Source organism: Mycobacterium parascrofulaceum ATCC BAA-614, assembly GCF_000164135.1.
Lineage (GTDB): Bacteria > Actinomycetota > Actinomycetes > Mycobacteriales > Mycobacteriaceae > Mycobacterium > Mycobacterium parascrofulaceum.
Genome location: NZ_GG770553.1, coordinates 254,583 through 273,084 on the forward strand (window position 1 = coordinate 254,583; position 18,502 = coordinate 273,084).

At 70.0% G+C, this 18,502-nt stretch carries 20 protein-coding genes and 1 pseudogene; 5 read left to right on the forward strand and 16 right to left on the reverse strand.

The window, feature by feature from the left end; all coding sequences use genetic code 11:
* From HMPREF0591_RS01265 to HMPREF0591_RS01300, 8 genes are all read right to left on the reverse strand, one after another.
* Nucleotides 1-707, reverse strand: a 707-nt coding sequence (locus HMPREF0591_RS01265; protein WP_007166568.1) for a DUF6779 domain-containing protein, incomplete at its 3' end; no start/stop codon positions are given.
* An 86-nt stretch (nt 708-793) separates the two neighbouring features.
* The gene (locus HMPREF0591_RS01270) at nt 794-1,270 is read right to left on the reverse strand and encodes a DUF3180 domain-containing protein (RefSeq protein ID WP_007166569.1); all 477 of its coding nucleotides are present in this window, start codon (nt 1,268-1,270) and stop codon (nt 794-796) included.
* Nucleotides 1,270-1,818, reverse strand: coding sequence for a 2-amino-4-hydroxy-6-hydroxymethyldihydropteridine diphosphokinase (gene folK, locus HMPREF0591_RS01275; protein ID WP_007166570.1), 549 nt, complete (start codon nt 1,816-1,818; stop codon nt 1,270-1,272). The genes HMPREF0591_RS01270 and folK overlap by 1 nt, the downstream gene beginning before the upstream one ends.
* A gap of 134 nt (nt 1,819-1,952) precedes the next feature.
* A complete protein-coding gene (gene folB / locus HMPREF0591_RS01280) occupies nt 1,953-2,351 on the reverse strand; it encodes a dihydroneopterin aldolase (RefSeq protein ID WP_007166571.1) in 399 nt (132 codons plus the stop codon).
* Entirely contained in the window at nt 2,344-3,177 is an 834-nt protein-coding gene (gene folP / locus HMPREF0591_RS01285) for a dihydropteroate synthase (RefSeq protein WP_007166572.1), read from the reverse strand. Before folP ends, folB begins: the two co-directional genes overlap by 8 nt.
* Before the next feature lie 19 nt (nt 3,178-3,196).
* Nucleotides 3,197-3,811, reverse strand: coding sequence for a GTP cyclohydrolase I FolE (gene folE / locus HMPREF0591_RS01290; protein ID WP_007166573.1), 615 nt, complete (start codon nt 3,809-3,811; stop codon nt 3,197-3,199).
* 16 nt (nt 3,812-3,827) lie between these two features.
* Nucleotides 3,828-6,212, reverse strand: coding sequence for an ATP-dependent zinc metalloprotease FtsH (ftsH, locus tag HMPREF0591_RS01295; protein ID WP_007166574.1), 2,385 nt, complete (start codon nt 6,210-6,212; stop codon nt 3,828-3,830).
* Nucleotides 6,213-6,489: 277 nt separating this feature from the next.
* Complete coding sequence (locus tag HMPREF0591_RS01300) at nt 6,490-6,906, reverse strand: VOC family protein (protein WP_040620878.1); 417 nt, start codon at nt 6,904-6,906, stop codon at nt 6,490-6,492.
* Nucleotides 6,907-7,038: 132 nt separating this feature from the next.
* On the opposite strand from HMPREF0591_RS01300, the gene HMPREF0591_RS01305 reads away from it, so the two are divergent.
* The 3 genes from HMPREF0591_RS01305 to HMPREF0591_RS01315 are packed head-to-tail and all read left to right on the forward strand — an operon-like array spanning nt 7,039 to nt 10,201.
* A complete protein-coding gene (locus HMPREF0591_RS01305) occupies nt 7,039-8,007 on the forward strand; it encodes an alpha/beta fold hydrolase (RefSeq protein ID WP_085981548.1) in 969 nt (322 codons plus the stop codon).
* On the forward strand, nt 8,004-9,191 hold the full coding sequence (locus HMPREF0591_RS01310; RefSeq protein WP_007166578.1) for an LLM class flavin-dependent oxidoreductase: 1,188 nt from the start codon (nt 8,004-8,006) through the stop codon (nt 9,189-9,191). The genes HMPREF0591_RS01305 and HMPREF0591_RS01310 overlap by 4 nt, the downstream gene beginning before the upstream one ends.
* Nucleotides 9,191-10,201 (forward strand): zinc-binding dehydrogenase, encoded by a 1,011-nt coding sequence (locus HMPREF0591_RS01315; protein ID WP_007166579.1) that lies wholly within the window; start codon nt 9,191-9,193, stop codon nt 10,199-10,201. The genes HMPREF0591_RS01310 and HMPREF0591_RS01315 overlap by 1 nt, the downstream gene beginning before the upstream one ends.
* 51 nt (nt 10,202-10,252) lie before the next feature.
* Here the strand turns inward: HMPREF0591_RS01315 and HMPREF0591_RS01320 are convergent, their stop codons facing one another.
* Nucleotides 10,253-10,537, reverse strand: a complete 285-nt coding sequence (locus HMPREF0591_RS01320) for a WXG100 family type VII secretion target (RefSeq protein WP_007166580.1) — start codon at nt 10,535-10,537, stop codon at nt 10,253-10,255.
* Between the two features lie 2 nt (nt 10,538-10,539).
* Nucleotides 10,540-10,665: pseudogene (locus tag HMPREF0591_RS33630) on the reverse strand (hypothetical protein); the annotation flags it as partial.
* Between HMPREF0591_RS33630 and HMPREF0591_RS01325 the strand changes: the two are divergent.
* Nucleotides 10,655-10,978, forward strand: a complete 324-nt coding sequence (locus HMPREF0591_RS01325) for a hypothetical protein (protein WP_007166581.1) — start codon at nt 10,655-10,657, stop codon at nt 10,976-10,978. The pseudogene HMPREF0591_RS33630 and the gene HMPREF0591_RS01325 overlap by 11 nt on opposite strands.
* A 459-nt stretch (nt 10,979-11,437) precedes the next feature.
* Here the strand turns inward: HMPREF0591_RS01325 and HMPREF0591_RS01330 are convergent, their stop codons facing one another.
* The gene (locus tag HMPREF0591_RS01330) at nt 11,438-12,655 is read right to left on the reverse strand and encodes a PPE family protein (protein ID WP_007166583.1); all 1,218 of its coding nucleotides are present in this window, start codon (nt 12,653-12,655) and stop codon (nt 11,438-11,440) included.
* 7 nt (nt 12,656-12,662) lie between these two features.
* The gene (locus HMPREF0591_RS01335) at nt 12,663-12,962 is read right to left on the reverse strand and encodes a PE family protein (RefSeq protein ID WP_007166584.1); all 300 of its coding nucleotides are present in this window, start codon (nt 12,960-12,962) and stop codon (nt 12,663-12,665) included.
* A 608-nt stretch (nt 12,963-13,570) separates the two neighbouring features.
* Between HMPREF0591_RS01335 and HMPREF0591_RS01340 the strand changes: the two genes are divergently transcribed.
* On the forward strand, nt 13,571-14,311 hold the full coding sequence (locus HMPREF0591_RS01340) for an SIMPL domain-containing protein (RefSeq protein ID WP_007166585.1): 741 nt from the start codon (nt 13,571-13,573) through the stop codon (nt 14,309-14,311).
* A 58-nt stretch (nt 14,312-14,369) separates the two neighbouring features.
* Here HMPREF0591_RS01340 and hpt read toward each other — a convergent pair whose 3' ends face one another.
* The 4 genes from hpt to dacB are packed head-to-tail and all read right to left on the reverse strand — an operon-like array spanning nt 14,370 to nt 18,401.
* Nucleotides 14,370-14,981, reverse strand: coding sequence for a hypoxanthine phosphoribosyltransferase (gene hpt, locus HMPREF0591_RS01345; RefSeq protein ID WP_007166586.1), 612 nt, complete (start codon nt 14,979-14,981; stop codon nt 14,370-14,372).
* 50 nt (nt 14,982-15,031) lie between these two features.
* Nucleotides 15,032-15,994, reverse strand: a complete 963-nt coding sequence (gene tilS, locus HMPREF0591_RS01350; protein ID WP_007166587.1) for a tRNA lysidine(34) synthetase TilS — start codon at nt 15,992-15,994, stop codon at nt 15,032-15,034.
* Nucleotides 15,973-17,019 carry a zinc-dependent metalloprotease gene (locus HMPREF0591_RS01355; protein ID WP_040621628.1) on the reverse strand — a complete coding sequence of 349 codons (1,047 nt, stop codon included), beginning with the start codon at nt 17,017-17,019 and terminating at the stop codon, nt 15,973-15,975. Before HMPREF0591_RS01355 ends, tilS begins: the two co-directional genes overlap by 22 nt.
* Entirely contained in the window at nt 17,016-18,401 is a 1,386-nt protein-coding gene (gene dacB / locus HMPREF0591_RS01360) for a D-alanyl-D-alanine carboxypeptidase/D-alanyl-D-alanine endopeptidase (RefSeq protein ID WP_085981508.1), read from the reverse strand. The genes HMPREF0591_RS01355 and dacB overlap by 4 nt, the downstream gene beginning before the upstream one ends.
* Nucleotides 18,402-18,502: the final 101 nt, after the last annotated feature.

Sequence of the window (18,502 nt, forward strand, 5' to 3'; positions counted from 1 at the left end):
TGCGGCGGTTCGTACTGGTAGCGCACCCGGTCGCGGCGGGGCTGCGGCTGGCTCTGCGGCTGGCGCGGCGGCACCAGTGGTTCCTCGGGGACGTCGATGATCGCCGTCTCGTCGGCGCGGCTCGAGGGGGTGTCCTGGGGCACCGAGGTGACCCGATCGCTGGACACCCAGTCGTAGGGCGCGTCGCGCGGGGTCTCGCCGTTGCGGTCCCACTCGCTGTACGCGCGCTCGGGTGCCGGCTCCGCCTCGGGCGTCTCCAGGGCCGGGCGCTGTGCGAGGTCGGTGTCGAAGAGGATCTCCAGGCTGGTGCGCAACGCGCTCAACTCCGCGCGCAGCTCGGCCAGGTCGTCGGCGGCCTGGGCGCGCAGCTCGGAAGCCAGCTCGCGGCGCAGCTGGGACTCCACGGTCAGCTCGTACTCGCGGCGGGCCGAGATCTCCCGATCCAGCTGCAGGTCGTACACCAGCTTCAGGTCACGGACCCGGGATTGGTCCGCGTCGCTCTGACGGCGGTACAACACCGAGACGAAGGCGCCGGCGACTGCGGCCCACAGCGCCAGGATCACAGCGAGCTTGAGAAGTTCCACCCGATTGGTGAAAACCAGCGCGGAACTGGCCCCCATCGCGAGGACCAGCAACGCGGTCAAGAGCACCCACCCCGGCCTGCGGCCGCCGCGCCGAACCCGGGCGCCGCGGGACAGAACGGTCATGGCCTGACTGTACCTGCGCGAGGTCAATCCGCGTGTCGCCCTACTCCGGCGATTCTCGCGCGGGTTGGTGGCGCGGCGGGCGTGGGCTAGTTTTCCGCCCCTTCGCCGTGTTCGGTCTGATCCGGCGGCGACTTGCAGCAATGTTGCAGCCACAGCGCGGCGACGAGCAGCGCCAGCGCGCTGACCGCCGCGACCACGGCGCCGCTGGTGTCCTCGGCGGCCGCCCGCAGCCAGGACCGCCGCGGCAGGAAGTACACCAGCACGCCCGCCCAAAAGCCCAGCATCAGCGCGCCCACCCAGGCCGACGCCTTGGCGACCATCAGGGTGCGCGCCACCGCCAGCGGGTGCAGCCAGCCGGGGCCGACGCCGATTTCGCCGTCGTTGATCTTGGTCCGCACGTAGCGGGCCCACAGCCCTTCCGCGACGGCCACCGCCAGCAACGACAGCCCCGTCCACACGGTGATCGGCGGAAACCACCGGTACAGGCCGGTCACCAGCGAATACCCCACCACCGCCGCGCCGACCACCGCGACCGTCAGGTCACGTTTGCGGGTCGGACCCATCAGGTCTCCGGTTCCGGATCGGCCGGCGACCCGCCCGCCCGATGCAGCGTGAGGTCGGTCAACCGGACGCCTTCGCGGTCGGCCGGTTCCAGCTCGGCCAGCAGGCCGGCCACCGGGCGCGGGCCCTCGGCGACGGTCAGTTGAGCGTCGGGGTCGATGGCGAGCCACGGGATCATGACGAAGGCCCGCAAATGGGCCAGCGGGTGCGGCAGCGTCAGGTTGTTCTCGCGCGAGATCACCTCCGCCTCGTCGTAGCAGGCGATCAGGTCGACGTCGAGAGTGCGGGGCCCCCAGCGCTCGCCGCGCACCCGGCCCGCCGCCCGCTCGAATTCCTGAGCCCGGCGCAGCCAGCATTGCCCGTCGCAGGCGGGGTCGTTGGCGATCAGCACGGCGTTGAGGAACGGCGCCTGGTCCACGCGGCCCCAGGGGTCGGTCTCGTACACCGGGGAGACCGCGAGCACCTGCTCGCCCAGCCCGTCGACCACCGACTGCAACCGGGCGAGGCGGTCGCCCAGGTTGGAGCCGACGGATAGCACCACCCACGTCATCGGCGCCGCTCCTTGACCCCGGTCACGCCGGCGTCATCGTCGTCGTCGCGCGTCATCGGCGCCGCCCCACGACCCCGGCTCCGCCGGCGTCATCGTCGTCGTCGCGCGTCATCGGCGCCGCCCCACGACCCCGGTCACGCCCGGCCCGCCGGGATCACCGAACCGCGGCCCCCGCGCCGCGACCGCCGCACCACCACCGCGACGTCGGCGAACTGCTGCGGGATCGGGGCCTGCGGCTTGTGCACCACCACCTCGACGGCGTGCACCCGCTCGTCACCCATGACCCGGTCGGCGATCTCGCCGCCGACCGTTTCGATCAGGTTGCGCGGCGGGCCGGCCACCACCTCGGTCGCCAGTTGCGCCAGGGCGCCGTAGTCGTAGGTGTCGGCCAGCTCGTCGCTGGCGGCGGCACCGGCGAGGTCGATCCACACGGTCATGTCGACGACGAACTCCTGCCCGTCGGCGCGCTCATGCTCGAAAACTCCGTGTCGTCCACGAATCGTCAACCCCCGCAATTCGATTCGGTCAGCCATCGTCTCCAGCCAACTCGGTCTGCTGCGTGTCGGTCTGCGTCCAGGCCCCCACCACCTTGAGGGCGTCGGCGGTGGCCCGCACGTCATGCACGCGAACACCCCACGCCCCGTACAGCGCTGCCAGCGCGGAGATCACCGCGGTCGCCGTCTCGCGGCCACCGGGCGGTCGCGGCGAGCCATCCGGCCCGGCTAACAACGTACCGAGGAACCGTTTCCGCGACGCGCCCAGGAGCACCGGGATGCCGGTGGCGACGAATTCCGGCAGCGCGCGCAGCAGCGCCCAATTGTGGTGGCCCGTCTTGGCGAACCCGAGGCCGGGGTCGATCACCAGCTTGGCGGGGTCGACGCCCGCGCCCACCGCGGCGTCGACGCTGGCCAGCAGTTCGGCACGCACTTCGGCCACCACGTCGACGTAGTGCGGGGCCGCATGCGGACGGTCGGCGGCCACCGAGCGCCAGTGCATCAGCACCCACGGCACACCGGCATCGGCCATCAGCGGCGCCATGGCGGGATCCGCGCGCCCACCCGACACGTCGTTGACGATGCGCGCGCCGTTCTGCAGCGCCGCCCGCGCGACGTCGGCGTGCATGGTGTCGATGCTTACCGTGATCCCTTCCGCCGCAAGCTCTTTGACGACGGGAAGGACGCGCGACGTCTCGACCCGGGAGTCGATGCGCGTGGCGCCGGGACGAGTCGACTCGCCGCCGACATCGATGATGTCCGCGCCCGCCGCGGCCAGGGCCAGTCCGTGCGCCACCGCGTTGGAGGTATCGAGATAGCGCCCGCCATCGGAGAACGAGTCGTCGGTGACGTTCAGGACTCCCATAACCCGCACGGGCGACGACTCACTTACGCAGGATGAGGTCGAGCGCTTCGGAGCGCGAAGCGGCGTTGGTCTTGAACAGTCCGCGCACCGCCGAGGTGGTGGTGACCGCGCCGGGCTTGCGTACGCCGCGCATGGCCATGCACAGGTGCTCGGCCTCGATCACGACGATCACCCCCCGCGGATTGAGCTTGTTCATCAGGGCGTCGGCGATCTGGCTGGTGAGCCGTTCCTGCACCTGCGGCCGCTTGGCGTAGAGGTCGACCAGCCGCGCGATCTTGGACAGCCCGGTGACCCGCCCGTCGGCGCCGGGGATGTAGCCGACGTGGGCCACACCGTGGAACGACACCAGGTGGTGCTCGCAGGTGGAGTACAGCGGGATCTCCTTGACCAGCACCAGCTCGTCGTGTTCCTCGTCGAACATGGTGTTCAGGACGCTGTCCGGGTCGGTGTAGAGCCCGGCGAACATCTCCTGGTAGGCGCGCGCGACGCGGGCCGGCGTCTCGCGCAGGCCGTGCCGGTCCGGGTCCTCGCCGATGGCGTACAGCAGCTCCCGGACCGCCGCTTCGGCCCGCGCCTGGTCGAACACCCGAAGTGCCGGGGAGGCGGTGTCCGGGCCCAAACCGGTTAACGCCATCGGATCCTCCGTTTTCTCAGCCGTGAGCCGGTGGGTTGGACCGGCTCACGTCGTCCTGCTCGGGAGACTTTCCGCCGTCCGGGTCGGGCAGACTCGGCGGCGGGTAGGGCGGATACGGCGGGTAAGGGGGCTGCGCCTGACCCTGCTGGCCCGGGCGGCCGGGCTGGCCCGGATAACCGGGGTAGTTACCCGCCGGCTGCGGCCAGTAGGGCTGCTGCGGGGCCTGCGGCGGTGGGTACCAGTGATTCGGCTGCTGGTCGTGCGGCGGCCATCCCGGCGCGTGCCAGCCCGCCGGCGCGCCGTAGTCCGGCTGGGTGGGGCCGTGCGGCACGCCCGGACGGTCGGGGGCCCCTTGGGCGCCCTGAGAGCCGTTGCCGCCGTTGTTGTTTCGGTCGGCGTCGGCTCCAGCGGCCGCGGCGGCCTGGCTGGCGCGCGCGATGGCCGCCTTGAACGCCGGTTCGGGAACCGGCGGCGGCCACGGCTCGCCGCGCTCCATCGCCAGCTCGCCGGGCGTCTTGATCGGCGGCTTGTCCGACGGGATGCGGCCACCGAAATCGTCGAACATGGTGAGCCGGGGCCGCTTTTCGACGTCGGCGAAGATGCCCTCCAGCTCCGCGCGGTGCAGCGTCTCCTTCTCCAGCAGCTGGCCGGCCAGCGTGTCGAGCACGTCGCGGTATTCGGTGAGGATCTCCCACGCCTCGGTGTGGGCGGCCTCGATCAGCTTGCGGATCTCGTCGTCGATGTCGCGGGCGACCTCGTGCGAATAGTCGGCCTGCGTGCCCATGGTCCGGCCCAGGAACGGGTCGCCGTGCTCGGTGCCGTATTTGACCGCGCCCAGCTTGGAACTCATGCCGAATTCGGTGACCATCGCGCGGGCCACCTTGGTGGCCTGTTCGATGTCGGACACCGCGCCGGTCGTCGGCTCCCGGAACACCAGTTCCTCGGCCGCGCGCCCGCCCATCGCGAACACCAGCTGCGCGATCATCTCCGAGCGGGTCCGCAGCCCCTTGTCTTCCTCGGGGACGGCCACCGCGTGCCCGCCGGTGCGTCCGCGGGCCAGGATCGTCACCTTGTAGATCGGCTCGATGTCCGGCATCGCCCAGGCGGCCAGGGTGTGCCCGCCCTCGTGGTAGGCGGTGATCTTCTTTTCCTGCTCGCTGATGATCCGGCCCTTGCGGCGCGGGCCGCCGATCACCCGGTCCACCGCCTCTTCGAGCGCGGCGCTGGTGATGACGGTGCCGTTTTCGCGGGCGGTCAGCAGCGCCGCCTCGTTGATGACGTTGGCCAGGTCGGCGCCGGTCATGCCGACGGTGCGCTTGGCCAGCCCGTCGAGGTCGGCGTCCGGGGCGATCGGCTTGCCCTTGGAATGCACCTGCAGCACCGCGCGACGCCCCGCCAGGTCGGGGTTGGACACCGGGATCTGCCGGTCGAAGCGGCCGGGCCGCAGCAGCGCGGGGTCGAGGATGTCGGGCCGGTTGGTGGCCGCGATGAGGATCACGCCGGCGCGCGGGTCGAACCCGTCCATTTCGACCAGCAGTTGGTTCAGCGTTTGCTCACGCTCGTCGTGGCCGCCACCCAGGCCGGCACCGCGCTGGCGGCCGACGGCGTCGATCTCGTCGACGAAGATGATGCACGGATTGTTCTGCTTGGCCTGCTCGAACAGGTCGCGCACCCGCGACGCGCCGACGCCGACGAACATCTCGACGAAGTCGGAGCCGGAGATGGTGAAGAACGGGACACCGGCCTCCCCGGCGACCGCACGGGCCAGCAGCGTCTTGCCCGTGCCGGGCGGGCCGTAGAGCAGCACACCCTTGGGGATCTTGGCGCCCAGCGCCTGATAGCGGCCGGGGTTCTGCAGGAAGTCCTTGATCTCGTAGAGCTCTTCGACCGCCTCGTCGACGCCCGCGACGTCGGCGAAGGTGGTCTTGGGCATGTCCTTGTTCAGCAGCTTGGCGCGGGACTTGCCGAACCCGAAGCCCATTCGGGCGCCGCCCTGCATGCGGGAGAACATCACGAACAGGCCCACCAGCAACAGCAGCGGCAGCACGTAGACCAGCAGCTCGCCCAGGATGCTGCCCTGATTGACGACCGTGCTGACCTTGGCGTTCTTGGCGTTCAGGGCGTTGAACAGGTCGACGGCGTACCCGCTGGGGTATTTGGTGATGACCTTGTCGGAGTTGTCGGTGTCGTTGTTGCCCTTCTTCAGGGTCAACCGCAGCTGCTGCTCGCGATCATCGATCTGCGCGCTCTTGACGTTGTCGCCGGTGATCTGCGCCACCGCCACCGACGTATCGACGGGCTTATAGCCGCGGGTGTCGTCGCTGAAGTAGAAGAACGACCAACCGAGCAGCACCACGACGGCAATCGCCGTGATGGTGCGAATCACGTTTTTCCGGTTCATCAATCATCGGCCTTGTCGGCCAGGTCCTTCCCCGATATACACGCAGCTGGAAAAGTCCAGGTTACCGCTACTGCCGATCGCCAGCTCCGGCAGAGCCGGGCGCCGGGGGTCGCCAGCATTCTGTCGATACAACGAGCGGGGGTTCCCTCCCGAACCACCCCGAGCGTCACGCCAGCGTGACGGTGGCCCCCGAACGCCACGCCAGCGTGACGCTCGGTGGCGGGCGCTCGCCCGTCGGTCGCGGGCGTTCGCCCGTCGGTGGCGGGCGCGCGGCTCGTCACTCGTAATAGCGGGCCTCGATCACGTTGCCGTCCGGGTCGGTGAAGTAATAGCCCTGCGGCGCCCAGCCCCGCGCCCCGAAGGTGGGGCTCAGCCGCGCGCCGGTGTCCAGCCCTTCCGCTTGTAGGCGCTGATCCAGCGCGTCGTACTCGGACCTCGATAGCGCGAGGCAGACGTGGTTCACCGGGTGGCCGGCGCTGCCCTCGGCCCGCGTCATCGCCTCGGTGCCGGCGGCATTGGCCAGCGGCAGCAGGTCGATGATGGAGTCCGCACATACCCGCACGCTCGGAAACGGCGCATCGCCGGCCTCGAACTCGGCGAACCGGACCGGCGCCAAGCCGACCACCCTTGTGTAAAAATCCATCGCGGCGCGCGGGTCTGAAGTCCAGAGGACGACGTGGTCGAGCCGCTTCATTCGGTCACCTGCTTTCACGTGGAGCGAGGGCTGCACGGCGATATCTACCAGGCGACCAAAGCCATTGGAATGCCAATTCGCAATCAGCGTGAATACTTCTCAGCCGCCGAGGGGTTGTGCTTGGGTGACAAGGTGCTCGAATCAACCGAACGGTTAGTAGAGACCAACGGTGTGCGGCTGCGGGTGACGGAGGCGGGCCGGCGCGGGGCGCCAGTGGTGATCTTGGCCCACGGCTTTCCCGAACTGGCCTATTCGTGGCGCCACCAGATCCCCATGCTCGCCGAGGCCGGCTACCACGTGGTGGCCCCGGATCAGCGCGGCTACGGCGGCTCGTCCCGTCCGGACGCGATCGAGGCCTACGACGTCCACCAGCTGACGGCCGACCTGGTCGGTCTGCTCGACGACGTCGGCGCCGAGCGCGCCGTGTGGATCGGCCACGACTGGGGCGCGGCCGTGGTGTGGAACGCCCCGTTGCTGCATCCGGACCGGGTCGCGGCCGTCGCCGCGCTCAGCGTCCCGGCGGTGCCACGCTCGCGCGTCGCCCCGACACAGGCGTGGCGCAAGACATTCGGCGAGAACTTCTTCTACATCCTGTACTTCCAGGAGCCGGGCGTCGCCGACGCGGAGCTCAACAGTGACCCCGCCCGCACGATGCGCCGGATGCTGGGCGGGCTGCGGACTTCCGGTGACAAGGCCGCGGGGCTGCGGATGGTGGCCCCCGGTCCCGAAGGCTTCATCGACCGCCTCCCCGAACCCGATCGGCTGCCGGACTGGCTCAGCCAGGAGGAACTCGACCACTACATCGACGAGTTCGCCCGCACCGGGTTCACCGGCGGGTTGAATTGGTATCGCAACTTCGACCGCAACTGGGAGACCACCCCGGAGCTGGCGGACGCGAAAATCACTGTGCCGGCGCTGTTTATCGGCGGCACCGCCGATCCGGTGTTGGCGTTCACCCGTGCCGACCGCGCATCGCAGTTGATCACCGGCCCCTACCGCCAGGTGATGATCGACGGCGCGGGACACTGGCTGCAGCAGGAACGGCCCGCCGAGGTGAACGCCGCCCTATTGGAATTCCTCAACGGATTGGAGCTGCGATGAGCGCCCCGCTGCGCTTCGGTGTCTTCATCACACCGTTTCACCCGATCGGCCAATCGCCTACAGTCGCGTTGGAATACGACATGGAACGCGTGGTCGCCCTGGACCGGCTCGGATTCGACGAGGCGTGGTTCGGCGAACACCACTCCGGTGGCTACGAATTGATCGCCTGCCCGGAGGTGTGCATCGCGGCCGCCGCGGAGCGCACGAAACACATCCGGCTGGGCACCGGAGTGGTTTCGCTGCCCTACCACCACCCGCTGATGGTGGCCGATCGCTGGGTGCTGCTGGACCACCTCACCCGCGGCCGGGTGATGTTCGGCACCGGGCCCGGCGCCCTGCCGTCGGATGCGTACATGATGGGCATCGATCCGGTCGACCAGCGGCACATGATGCAGGAGTCGCTCGAAGCGATCCTCGCCCTGTTCCGGGCCGGGCCCACGGAGCGAATAGACCGCCACGCCGACTGGTTCACGTTGCGCGAAGCCCAGCTGCACATCCGGCCCTACACTTGGCCGTATCCCGAAATATCCACGGCGGCAATGATTTCACCGTCCGGACCTCGGCTGGCGGGCGCACTGGGCACGTCGCTGTTGTCGCTGTCGATGTCGGTGCCGGGCGGCTACGCCGCTCTGGAGACCACCTGGGACGTGGTCCGCGAGCAGGCCGAAAAAGTCGGCCGCGACGAGCCGAACCGGGCCGACTGGCGGGTGTTGAGCATCATGCACATCGCGGACAGCCGTGAGCAGGCCATCGACGATTGCACTTACGGGCTGCAAGATTTCGCCAACTACTTCGGCGCGGCCGGATTCGTGCCGTTGGCCAACGCGGTGGAGGGGGCCCAGACGCCGCACGAGTTCGTCGAGGACTACGCGGCCAAGGGCAATTGCTGCATCGGAACCCCCGACGACGCGATCGCCCACATCGAAGACCTGCTCGACCGCTCGGGCGGTTTCGGCACGCTGCTGATGCTGGGTCACGACTGGGCCTCCCCGGAGGCGACGTATCACTGCTATGACCTGATGGCGCGCAAGGTGATTCCCCATTTCATGGGGCAGCTCGAGGCGTCGCGTTCGTCGCATGACTGGGCCAAGGGCAAGCGCGAGGAGTTGATCGGCCGGGCCGGTGAGGCCGTGGTGAAGGCCATCACCGAGCATGTCGACGAGCAGAAGGGCGCCGAAGGCTGATGCGCGCGGCGGTGTTGCGCGACGGCCGCATGGTCTTCCGGGACGACGTGCCCGAGCCCGTACCCGAGGCGGGGCAGGTGCTCGTCGGCGTGCGGGCGTGCGGGATCTGCGGCTCGGACCTGCATTTCGCCGCACACGGCGCGCAGGTGCTGGAAATGAGCGACCGGGTGGCCGGCGGTGCAGGCATGCACGTCGACCTGGACCACGACATCTTCATGGGGCACGAATTCAGCGCGGAGGTGCTCGAGGCCGGACCCGACACCGAGACCCACCCGCCGGGGACCCTGGTCACCTCGCTTCCGGTGCTGCTGTCCGCCAAGGGCGTCGAGCCGATCGTCTACAGCAACAGCACGATCGGCGGGTACGCCGAGCGCATGCTGCTCTCTGCGCCGCTGCTGCTGCCGATCCCCAACGGCCTGGACTTCAAACACGCGGCCCTGACCGAACCCATGGCGGTGGGGCTACACGCCGTCAACAAGTCCGGCATCGCCGAAGGCGAGACGGCGCTGGTCGTCGGCTGCGGCCCGATCGGCATCGCGATCATCGCGGCGCTGCGGGCACGGGGAGTGGAAGACGTCGTCGCGTCTGACTTCTCGCCCACGCGCAGGGAGCTCGCCCGCGCCATGGGCGCCCACCGGACGCTGGATGCCGGGGAGGGCTCACCGTTTGACTCCGTCAAAGCTGCCGTGGTGTTCGAGGCGGTCGGGGTGCCCGGGATCATCGACGACATTCTGCTGCGGGCCCGGCCCGGCACCCGGCTGGTGGTCGCCGGGGTCTGCATGCAACCCGACACCGTGCATCCGTTCTTCGCGATCGCCAAAGAGATCAACGTCCAGTTCGTGCTCGCCTACACCCCGGAGGAGTTCGCCGACTCACTGCGCGCGCTGGCCGAGGGTGACATCGACGTGAGCCCGCTGATCACCGGAGAGGTGAACCTGGACGGGGTCGGCGCGGCCTTTGACGACCTCGCCGACCCCGAGCGGCACTGCAAAGTCCTCGTCACTCCTTAGGCCGATGGTGGCGACCCGCCGCGCCCGGCTACGCCGCGCTTGCGGTCGCCACTAGGCCCAGCTGGATCCGACGGCGCTGTCGGTGCCGGCCATGTTGCTGCCGGCGCTTTGCACCTTCTGCCCGTGGGCGTTGGCCTGCTCGTAGATCACCTGGAAGTTGCGACCCAACTGGGTGATGAACTCCTGGCAGGCCACCGAAGCGGCACCGCCCCAAAAGTCCCCGGCGGCAAGCACATCGCGGATGATGGCCTGGTGCTCAGCCTCCGGAGACGCAGCCTGCGCGCGGATGGTGACGCCGTCGGTGTCGACATCGCCGAACTGGTAATTGATCGTCATCGTTAATCGTCTCCTGTGTGTTGGTGCGCTAGCTGTCCCAGGATCTGCTGTGAGGCCTGCTCTTGCTGCTCGTAGTTGTTCGCGTCGCGGACGAGTCCGTCCCGCACTCCGTGGAGCATGTCCGCAAGCTCGACAACATATGCGGCCGGCTGGGGACTGAAGCGCCTGCTCGAGGCGACGCAGAACCGCGACATCACGGTCGAGCAGCTGCGCGACGCCTGCGGAGTTACCAAAGGACGCTGGTTAGGGGTCGCTGGGCGCGCAAAGGCCGACGACATCCCCGACGCCGAGGACGCCAGGTGCGCGGCGCGCGCGTTCGGGTTCAGCGCTACCTGGCTACAGGTCGAACTGGGCCTGATCACGCCCGAAGATGTGCAGGCGACGCTGGGCGACGCGCAGTCGCTGGACCCCCTCCGTGCCACGACCGGCAGCGGGTGTTGATGCCGAATCCCACGGCGGAGGGCTCGCGCGACTGAATCGCGGTCAAGCGGGAGTCCGTCCCCCTTCGTCAGTCCGCGACAACCTATGCTCGGCGCCACGGCCGATCCGGTCGCGGTCCGCGATCCGGCCCACTGCCTTACTGACCCGTTCACCCACGACGGTGGCGGCCAGCGGACTAACCTGAGTGAACTCCCTCAAATGCCCTTGCCGCCAACATCTTCGGCCGAAGACGTTTGGGGATGCGCGAAAGGCAGCTCGGCGACAGCACCGGCGCTCTGCTCTCACCGACGGGCAAGACCTGTCGCACTTCGCGGGTCCGTGCCGACCATTTCCACAGCCGCGCAGGCCCGAAACCTGAGATCGCGGCGCGCAACTCCGAAACTACCGCCGTTGCCCGTTGATCCGTTCTGAGGCTGGACCATCGGGTCAGCGGCCCCCCGGGCGCTGAGGGCGTTGTCGCTAACCCCCGGCCGGCGGGTGCGGGATGACGGCGGGCTTGAAGCCGTACCGCGGGGCAGCGAAGTTGGCGGACATTCCCCGGCCGAGGCCACTGCCCACCATGGGGACCCCGCCGACGGCGTGCGTCGCCGGCTCGACGGCCGCCGATGCCGCCAGGCCATTGAGCGTCGCGGCGGCGGGCGTCGCCGCCGGGGCGACATTCGCCCAGGCCTGTGGCACCGACAGGGCGCCGACGGTCACCGCCTTGCCCACCGCCCCCGCCGGGCCGCTCAGCCCGGCGCTGGACAGGGCCGCCGGCAGCGCCGATCCCGCGGCCTTGGCGGCACCCGCGACTGCCTGGGCGGCGGCCTTGGGCGCCATCGAGTGGCTGAGCCCTTCGAGGTCCCGGAAGATCGTGATGAAGAGTCGGCTGGGTCCCACCCATTCCTTGAACATGTCGATGGGCGTGCCGGGGTGCAGGGTGGACGAGCCGGTCAGGCTTTCCAGGAGCGCGCCGCCCATTCCGTCGAGCTCCAGGGTGCCCCCGTTGACCAGATTGCCGAACGGGTTGGCCGCGGCCTGGGGTCCGGCGAGACCGGCAAGCGTGCCGGGCATCGCGTCGGTCAACGCCGACAGCTCCTGAGTCTCTGCGGCAGCCGAGGACGCTACCGCCTGCGCAACGGCGACTTCCTGGGCCGCCACCCCCGCCGGGTTCGTGGCGGGCGCCGCCGGGTCGAACGGCGGCAGCGTCGCCGCCGCGGCCGACTCCGCCGCGTACCCGTACATGGCGGCCGCGTCCTGCGCCCACATCTCGAGGTATTGCGTCTCGGTGGCCGCGATGGCCGGCGTGTTCTGGCCGAGGAAGTTCGTGGCCAGCAACTCCATCAGCAACACCCGGTTGGCCGCGATCACGGGCGGTGGCACCGTCGCGGCGAACGCCGCCTCGTATGCGCTCGCCGCCGCCGCGGCCTGGGCGGCGGCGTGTTCGGCCTGACCGGCCGTGCCGTTCAACCATGCGATCTGTGGCGTGGCCGCCCCCGCCATCGACAGAGCGGCGCCGCCCAGCCACGGTCCGTCGGTCAGGCCGGTGACCACCGATAGGTAGCCGGAGGCCGTGTTGGCCAGGTCGGCCGCCAATGCCTCCCAGCTCGCCGCGGCGGCCAGCATCGGCCCCGAGCCGGGCCCGGAGTACATCAGCGCGGAGTTGATCTCCGGCGGCAAGAGTCCGAAATCCAACATGAGTCGCCTAACCGACCAGCACGCTGTTGGCGGCCTCGGTGGCCGCATACGAACCCGCGCAAATCCCGAGCACCGTCGCCAACTGTTCCTGCGCCCGCGCGGCTTGGGCGCTGATGGCCTGATAGAGCTGGGCGTGGGCCGAGAACTGGGTGGCGGTCAGGATGGACACCGCGTCGGACGCGGCGGGCGCCACCGCCGTCGTCGGGCCCGCCGCGGCGGCGTTGCCCGCCTGTAGCGCCGAGTTGATCGACTGCAGTTCCCCCGCGGCTGCACTCAACATGTCCGGCTGTGCGATCACGATCGACATTCGCATTCCTCCCTCGATGGCGTTTGGTATCAGCGACTTTCAATGACTGATTGCGTCATCGCTGCGATTCCGGCGGTCACGTTAAACCACCCGGATCGCGTCAACGGGAGTCCGCGGGTAGCCGGTTAACGACCGGTTTGATCGGTGTTTACCCAATGCGAAGCCGGTCGCCGCGCGGTACAGATTTCTGTTGGTACAACGCCGGATTCGCCTGATTAGAGTTCTCTAGGAAATCGGTGACGGCAGTTCCCCGTCCGCCGCACCTCGGCTAAGCGGGCACCCGGCCGGCGGATGCGGTGTCCTACCGACCATAAAAAGCGCGCCGCCGCAACATGATTGATCAGCGAGTCGGTGACGATGCCACAATCCGTCGTGCGGGAGCGGCGACCAGAGGGCCGATCGGGGACCACGTGAGCGTTGCACTTTCGCCGGATCGCCGACCGCGAGGCTCAGGCGGTTCGCACATGATCGGCCCCTGTCGAAAGTGATGAGCGGTGCCGACATATCCGCCACAGATCCCGAGATTCCAATTTTTCAGAGTTCGGCATGAACCGGCCGTCTTGCGAGCCACGGGCCGTCGCGCGTGGAAATTCGCTAGGGTCCACTGCATGCCGCAATCCAGCGTCGCGAAGCTGATGCGCAAGGTGATCCTCCTGGCCGCCGCCGGCTTGGCGACCGCCACGATGTCGGCCTGTGATTCGCCGCCCTCCGCGCCCGCGCCCGGGGTCAACCCCCGTCAGGTGACGGTTTTCGGTTCGGGGCAGGTCCAAGGCGTCCCGGACACCCTGACCGCCGACGTCGGCATCGAGTTCACGGCGCCCGACGTGACCGCCGCGATGAACCAGACCAACGACCGCCAGCAGGCGGTCATCGACGCGCTGACCGGCGCCGGCGTCGACCGCAAAGACATCAGGACCACCGACGTCACACTGCAGCCGCAGTTCAGCAACCCCGGACCCAACGGCACCGCCGCCATCACCGGCTACCGCGCCACCAACGCCATCACGGTCAAGATCCACCCGCCGGACGCGGCGTCGCGAATGCTGGCGCTCATCGTCGGCACCGGCGGCGACGCCACCAGGATCAAGTCGGTCAGCTACTCGATCGCCGATGACTCGCAGCTGGTCAAGGACGCACGCGCACGTGCGTTCAACGACGCCAAGAACCGCGCCGAGCAGTACGCGCAGCTGGCCGGGCTGCGACTGGGCAAGGTGCTGTCGATTTCGGAGGCGACGGAACCGCCGGCGCCGGGACCGCCGGCGCCGAGGGCGATGCCGAGCGCGGTCCCGCTGGAACCGGGCCAGCAGACCGTCAGCTTCTCGGTCACCGCGGTGTGGGAGCTGACGTAATCCAGATGGCGCCGACCCGCCGCGCTCGCGATCGCCGCGGTCCAGATGGCGGCGACCTCTACTGCTGGTAGACCCGGGGGTCCAGGGTGCCGATGTAGGACAGGTCGCGGTAGCGCTCGTCGTAATCCAGGCCGTAGCCCACGACGAAATCGTTCGGGATGTCGAAGCCCACATAGGCGATGTCGACGTTGGCGCCTTTCGCGTCGGGCTTACGCAACAGCGTGCACACCCGCAGCGAACGCGGGTGGCGACTGCTCAGGTTTCGCAGCAACCACGACAGCGTCAGGCCCGAGTCGACGACGTCCTCCACGATCAGCACGTCGCGGCCCTGGATGTCGCGGTCCAGATCCTTGAGGATCCGCACCACGCCGGACGACGACGTCGACGACCCGTAGGAGCTGACCGCCATGAACTCGAACTGGGTGGGCACCGGAATCGCCCGCGCCAGGTCGGTGACAAAGATCACAGCCCCCTTGAGCACGGTGATCAGCAGCAGATCCTGGCCGGTCTCGGCCATCGCGTCGCGGTACTGCCCGCCGATCTCCTCGCCGAGTTCGGCGATTCGCGCCTGGATCTGCTCCGCGGTAAGCAGGACCGATTTGATGTCCCCGGGGTACAGCTCCACGGGCTGCGCGGGGGTGATCGCCGAGGAGATCTGGGCCACGCCCACAGAGTGCCACGGCACCGGCCGAATAACCAACGGCGACCCCGGTATTGCGGCTATCGGACCGGTTCGCGCCACAGGGTGAGCACGCCGTCGCGGCGCCCGGCGATCAACCGCTCGTCGCGCAGGGCGGACCCGACCGCCACCCCGCCCTGTCCGCGCCAGGCGGTGACAAGCGCGTCGACGCCACGAATCTGCTTGTCGGTCAGGCCGGTTGCGCCGCCGGCCAACAGCCAGCCGCGGATCACCCGCCGCCGCACCGGGCCGGGCAGCGCCGCCAGGGCCTGCGTGTGCAATCCCGCGCCCGCCTTCGCCTCGGGCAGCGCCCGGGCGGCGAGCGTGTCGATCAGCTCGGTGTCCTCGCGCAACGCCGTCGCCGTGCGGGCCAGCGCCTCGGCCACCCCGCCGCCCAGCACCTCCTCCAGCAGCGGTAGCACCTCCTGGCGCAGCCGGGTCCGGGTGAAGCGGCGGTCGGTGTTGTGCGGGTCCTGCCAGGCCGTCAGGCCCAGCTCCGCGCACGCGGCATGGGTCAGCGCGCGCCGCACGCCCAGCAACGGCCGGCCCCACGGCGGGTCGTACGGCCGCATCCCGGCGATCGACCGCACACCCGACCCGCGACCCAGCCCCAGCAGCACCGTCTCCGCCTGATCGTCGAGCGTGTGCCCGAGCAGCACCGGTCCGCCGTGGTACGCGCTCAGCGCGGCATAGCGGGCGGTGCGGGCGGCGGCCTCCGGGCCACCTTCATTGCCCACGTGCACGCGAACCACTTGCGCCGCAACGCATCCCACCGCGACGGCTTGCGCGCGGGCCGTCTCGGCGACGTCGCCGGAGCCGGGTTGGAGGCCGTGATCGACGATCACGGCGGTGGTGGGCCGCAGCTGGGCCGCCACCGCGGTGAGCGCAAGCGAATCCGGGCCGCCCGACAGGGCCACGCACCATTGTTCGGCCGTGGCGGCGTGGGTCTTGGCGAACTCCTCGACAGCCGCGCGCAGCTGCCCTACAGCACCCTGTCGATCCATCGCTGGGGTTCCTCGATCTCGGCGGGCAGGGGCAGCGTCTCGGGGCCGGTCCAGATGGCATTGAACCGCTCCATGCCGACCCGCCCCACCACGTGGTCGACGAACGCCTTGCCCCGCGTGTACTGGCTCAGCTTGGCGTCGAGCCCCAGCAGCGCGCGCAGCAGGCGCTGCAGCGGCGGCTGTTTGCGGTTGCGGCGCTCGTCGAACCGGCGACGGATGGTGGCCACCGACGGCACCACCATCGGCCCGACCGCATCCATCACGTGGTCGGCGTGGCCCTCCAGCAGCGTGCCGAGCACCAGCAGCTGATCGAGGGCCTGCCGCTGCGGCTCGGACTGCACGGCGCGCACCAGGCCGACGATTCCCGACGAGCCGCCGTCCGCCGCCCCGTTGCCGCGGTGGCGCACGTAATCGGCCAGCCGTGCCGCCACCTGCGCGACGTCTTCACCGGCGTCCCGCGTCAGCAGCGCCAGGCACCGCGACATGTGCTCGGACAACCAGCGGTTGGCGGTGAACTGCACCCGGTGGGTGACCTCGTGCAGGCAGACCCACAACCGAAAATCGGAGGGCTCGACCCGCAGCTGCCGCTCGACGGCGATGACGTTGGGATACACCAACAGCAGGCAGCCCTCCTTCGCGGCCGCGAACGGGTCGTACTGCCCGAGGATTCCCGACGACACGAACGCCAGCACGGCCCCCGTCTGCGCGCCGGTGACGCGGCCGGTGAGGAAGCCGCGTGGCTTCTCGGCCCCGTTCATCATCACGCGCATCGACTCGGCCGCCGCGCCGATCCATTCCGGGCGGTCGACGATGCGGGCGGCGGGCACCACGCCGTCGGTGATCAGGCCCGTCACCTCGCGCACCGGCGGCTCGGCCTTGGCGGCGGAGCGGGTGAGCTCGTCGATCACCTGGCGGCGGGTGTAGTCGCTCGACGGCGGACCGGGCCGGGCCAGCCGCCGGCCCACGGTGGCGGCGAAGCCCCAGTCGACCGCTGTGCCAAGTGTCAGCTCCGAGGGCGCGCTCATGAGCACCCGCAGGACCACAGCTTGGTGGCCAGGGCATCCATCACGTTCCGGCCGTTCGGCCCGGCCGCGTTGGAGATGAAGGCGAAGGTGAGCACCCGTCCGCTGCGGTCGGTCAGCACCCCGGCCAGGGCGTTGACGGCGGTCAGCGATCCGGTCTTGGCGCGCAGCCAGCCGGCGGGCCCCTGATTGGAGGCCGCGTCGGTGAAACGATCGCCCAGCGTCCCGCTGCCGGCGGCGATCGGAAGCAGATCCAGCAGCGCCCGCAGCGGCGGCTGGTCGGGTCCGGCGGCCGCCTGCAGCACACCGTCGAGCGTCCTGGCGGTCAACCGGTCGTCGACCGAAAGCCCGCTCGAATCCAGCAGCGCGACGCCGCCGGTCTCGACGTGCGCGGTGCTCAACCGATTGGTCACCGCGTCGGCCGCGCCGGCGAAGCTGCGCGGCCGGTTGATGGCGGCCGCCACCTCGCGGGCGATGCATTCGGCCATCACGTTGTCGGAGTGCTCCATCATCTCGGACAGCCGCTGCACCAACGGCGCCGACTGCACCACGGCCAGTTGCCGCGCTCCCGACGGCGCCGTCGCGATCGTCACCGCGCCGGGATCCAGGCCCAGCGCCTTGGCCAGCTCACGTCCGGCGTCCAGGGCCGGGGTGCGGGACCGCCGCGAGTTGACGGTGCTCGGCTGGATGCGGCCCGCGTCGATCATCACCGACTCGATCGGCGCGATGTCACCGTTGTCGACGTCGGCGGGGTCCCAGCCCTGCGCCATGGTCGGCCCGCTGAACGCGGAGGTGTCCACCTGCACCGCGGTCGGCGTGACGCCGCTGCGGCGGATCTGCTCGACGAGATCGGCGATCCGGGCCGACCCGCGATACCAGGTGTCCACCCCGGGCGGGGCCGCCGACAGCACCGGGTCACCGGCGCCGACCAGCACGACGGGGCCCTGCGCGTTCTGGCTGCCGGCCACGACGCGGGTGCTGATCCGCGCCTGATGGTCCAGGGTCAGCAGGGCGGCGGCCGACGTCAGCACCTTGTTCGTCGACGCCGGCACCAGCGGCAGGTCGGCGGCGACCTGCCAGAGCTCCTTCCCGGTCATCGCGTCGGTGACCCGGGCCCCGAGCCGCCCCAGGTTCGGATCGGCCGCGACGGCCGCCAGCACGGCCGCCACCCCGGCCGGGGTTGGGGTTTCCGCGGTGTCACTGACCGGGACCATCCCGGGCTTGACCGTCGGCGCGTGCGGAGGCGGGATCGGGGCGTGCGAGTTGCTGCCGCCATGCCCCGCGGAGGTGAAAAACGTTGCCGCCGCGACCACCGCGGCGACAAACGCCAGCACGGCCAACCCGACGAACACATGGGTGGATTTTTGCCAGCGAGTGGGACCCATCGCTCTCCTGACTGTCTGAAGCCATTCTGCCGAATCCGCCGGGATGCGCTCGACTAGGGTGTAACAGAGGAAAGTTGACCTGCCTACCCAGAAAAGGAGCC

Bases quoted from the DNA above. Each gene is read 5' to 3' on its own strand.
- tilS (WP_007166587.1), bottom strand. From the start codon at position 15,994: ATGGATCGACAGGGTGCTGTAGGGCAGCTGCGCGCGGCTGTCGAGGAG.
- ftsH (WP_007166574.1), bottom strand. From the start codon at position 6,212: ATGAACCGGAAAAACGTGATTCGCACCATCACGGCGATTGCCGTCGTG.
- HMPREF0591_RS01355 (WP_040621628.1), bottom strand. From the start codon at position 17,019: ATGAGCGCGCCCTCGGAGCTGACACTTGGCACAGCGGTCGACTGGGGC.
- folE (WP_007166573.1), bottom strand. From the start codon at position 3,811: ATGGCGTTAACCGGTTTGGGCCCGGACACCGCCTCCCCGGCACTTCGG.
- HMPREF0591_RS01330 (WP_007166583.1), bottom strand. From the start codon at position 12,655: ATGTTGGATTTCGGACTCTTGCCGCCGGAGATCAACTCCGCGCTGATG.
- dacB (WP_085981508.1), bottom strand. From the start codon at position 18,401: ATGGGTCCCACTCGCTGGCAAAAATCCACCCATGTGTTCGTCGGGTTG.
- HMPREF0591_RS01270 (WP_007166569.1), bottom strand. From the start codon at position 1,270: ATGGGTCCGACCCGCAAACGTGACCTGACGGTCGCGGTGGTCGGCGCG.
- folB (WP_007166571.1), bottom strand. From the start codon at position 2,351: ATGGCTGACCGAATCGAATTGCGGGGGTTGACGATTCGTGGACGACAC.
- HMPREF0591_RS01335 (WP_007166584.1), bottom strand. From the start codon at position 12,962: ATGTCGATCGTGATCGCACAGCCGGACATGTTGAGTGCAGCCGCGGGG.
- folP (WP_007166572.1), bottom strand. From the start codon at position 3,177: ATGGGAGTCCTGAACGTCACCGACGACTCGTTCTCCGATGGCGGGCGC.
- HMPREF0591_RS01310 (WP_007166578.1), top strand. From the start codon at position 8,004: ATGAGCGCCCCGCTGCGCTTCGGTGTCTTCATCACACCGTTTCACCCG.
- HMPREF0591_RS01300 (WP_040620878.1), bottom strand. From the start codon at position 6,906: ATGAAGCGGCTCGACCACGTCGTCCTCTGGACTTCAGACCCGCGCGCC.
- folK (WP_007166570.1), bottom strand. From the start codon at position 1,818: ATGACGTGGGTGGTGCTATCCGTCGGCTCCAACCTGGGCGACCGCCTC.
- HMPREF0591_RS01325 (WP_007166581.1), top strand. From the start codon at position 10,655: ATGTCCGCAAGCTCGACAACATATGCGGCCGGCTGGGGACTGAAGCGC.
- HMPREF0591_RS01315 (WP_007166579.1), top strand. From the start codon at position 9,191: ATGCGCGCGGCGGTGTTGCGCGACGGCCGCATGGTCTTCCGGGACGAC.
- HMPREF0591_RS01340 (WP_007166585.1), top strand. From the start codon at position 13,571: ATGCCGCAATCCAGCGTCGCGAAGCTGATGCGCAAGGTGATCCTCCTG.
- HMPREF0591_RS01320 (WP_007166580.1), bottom strand. From the start codon at position 10,537: ATGACGATCAATTACCAGTTCGGCGATGTCGACACCGACGGCGTCACC.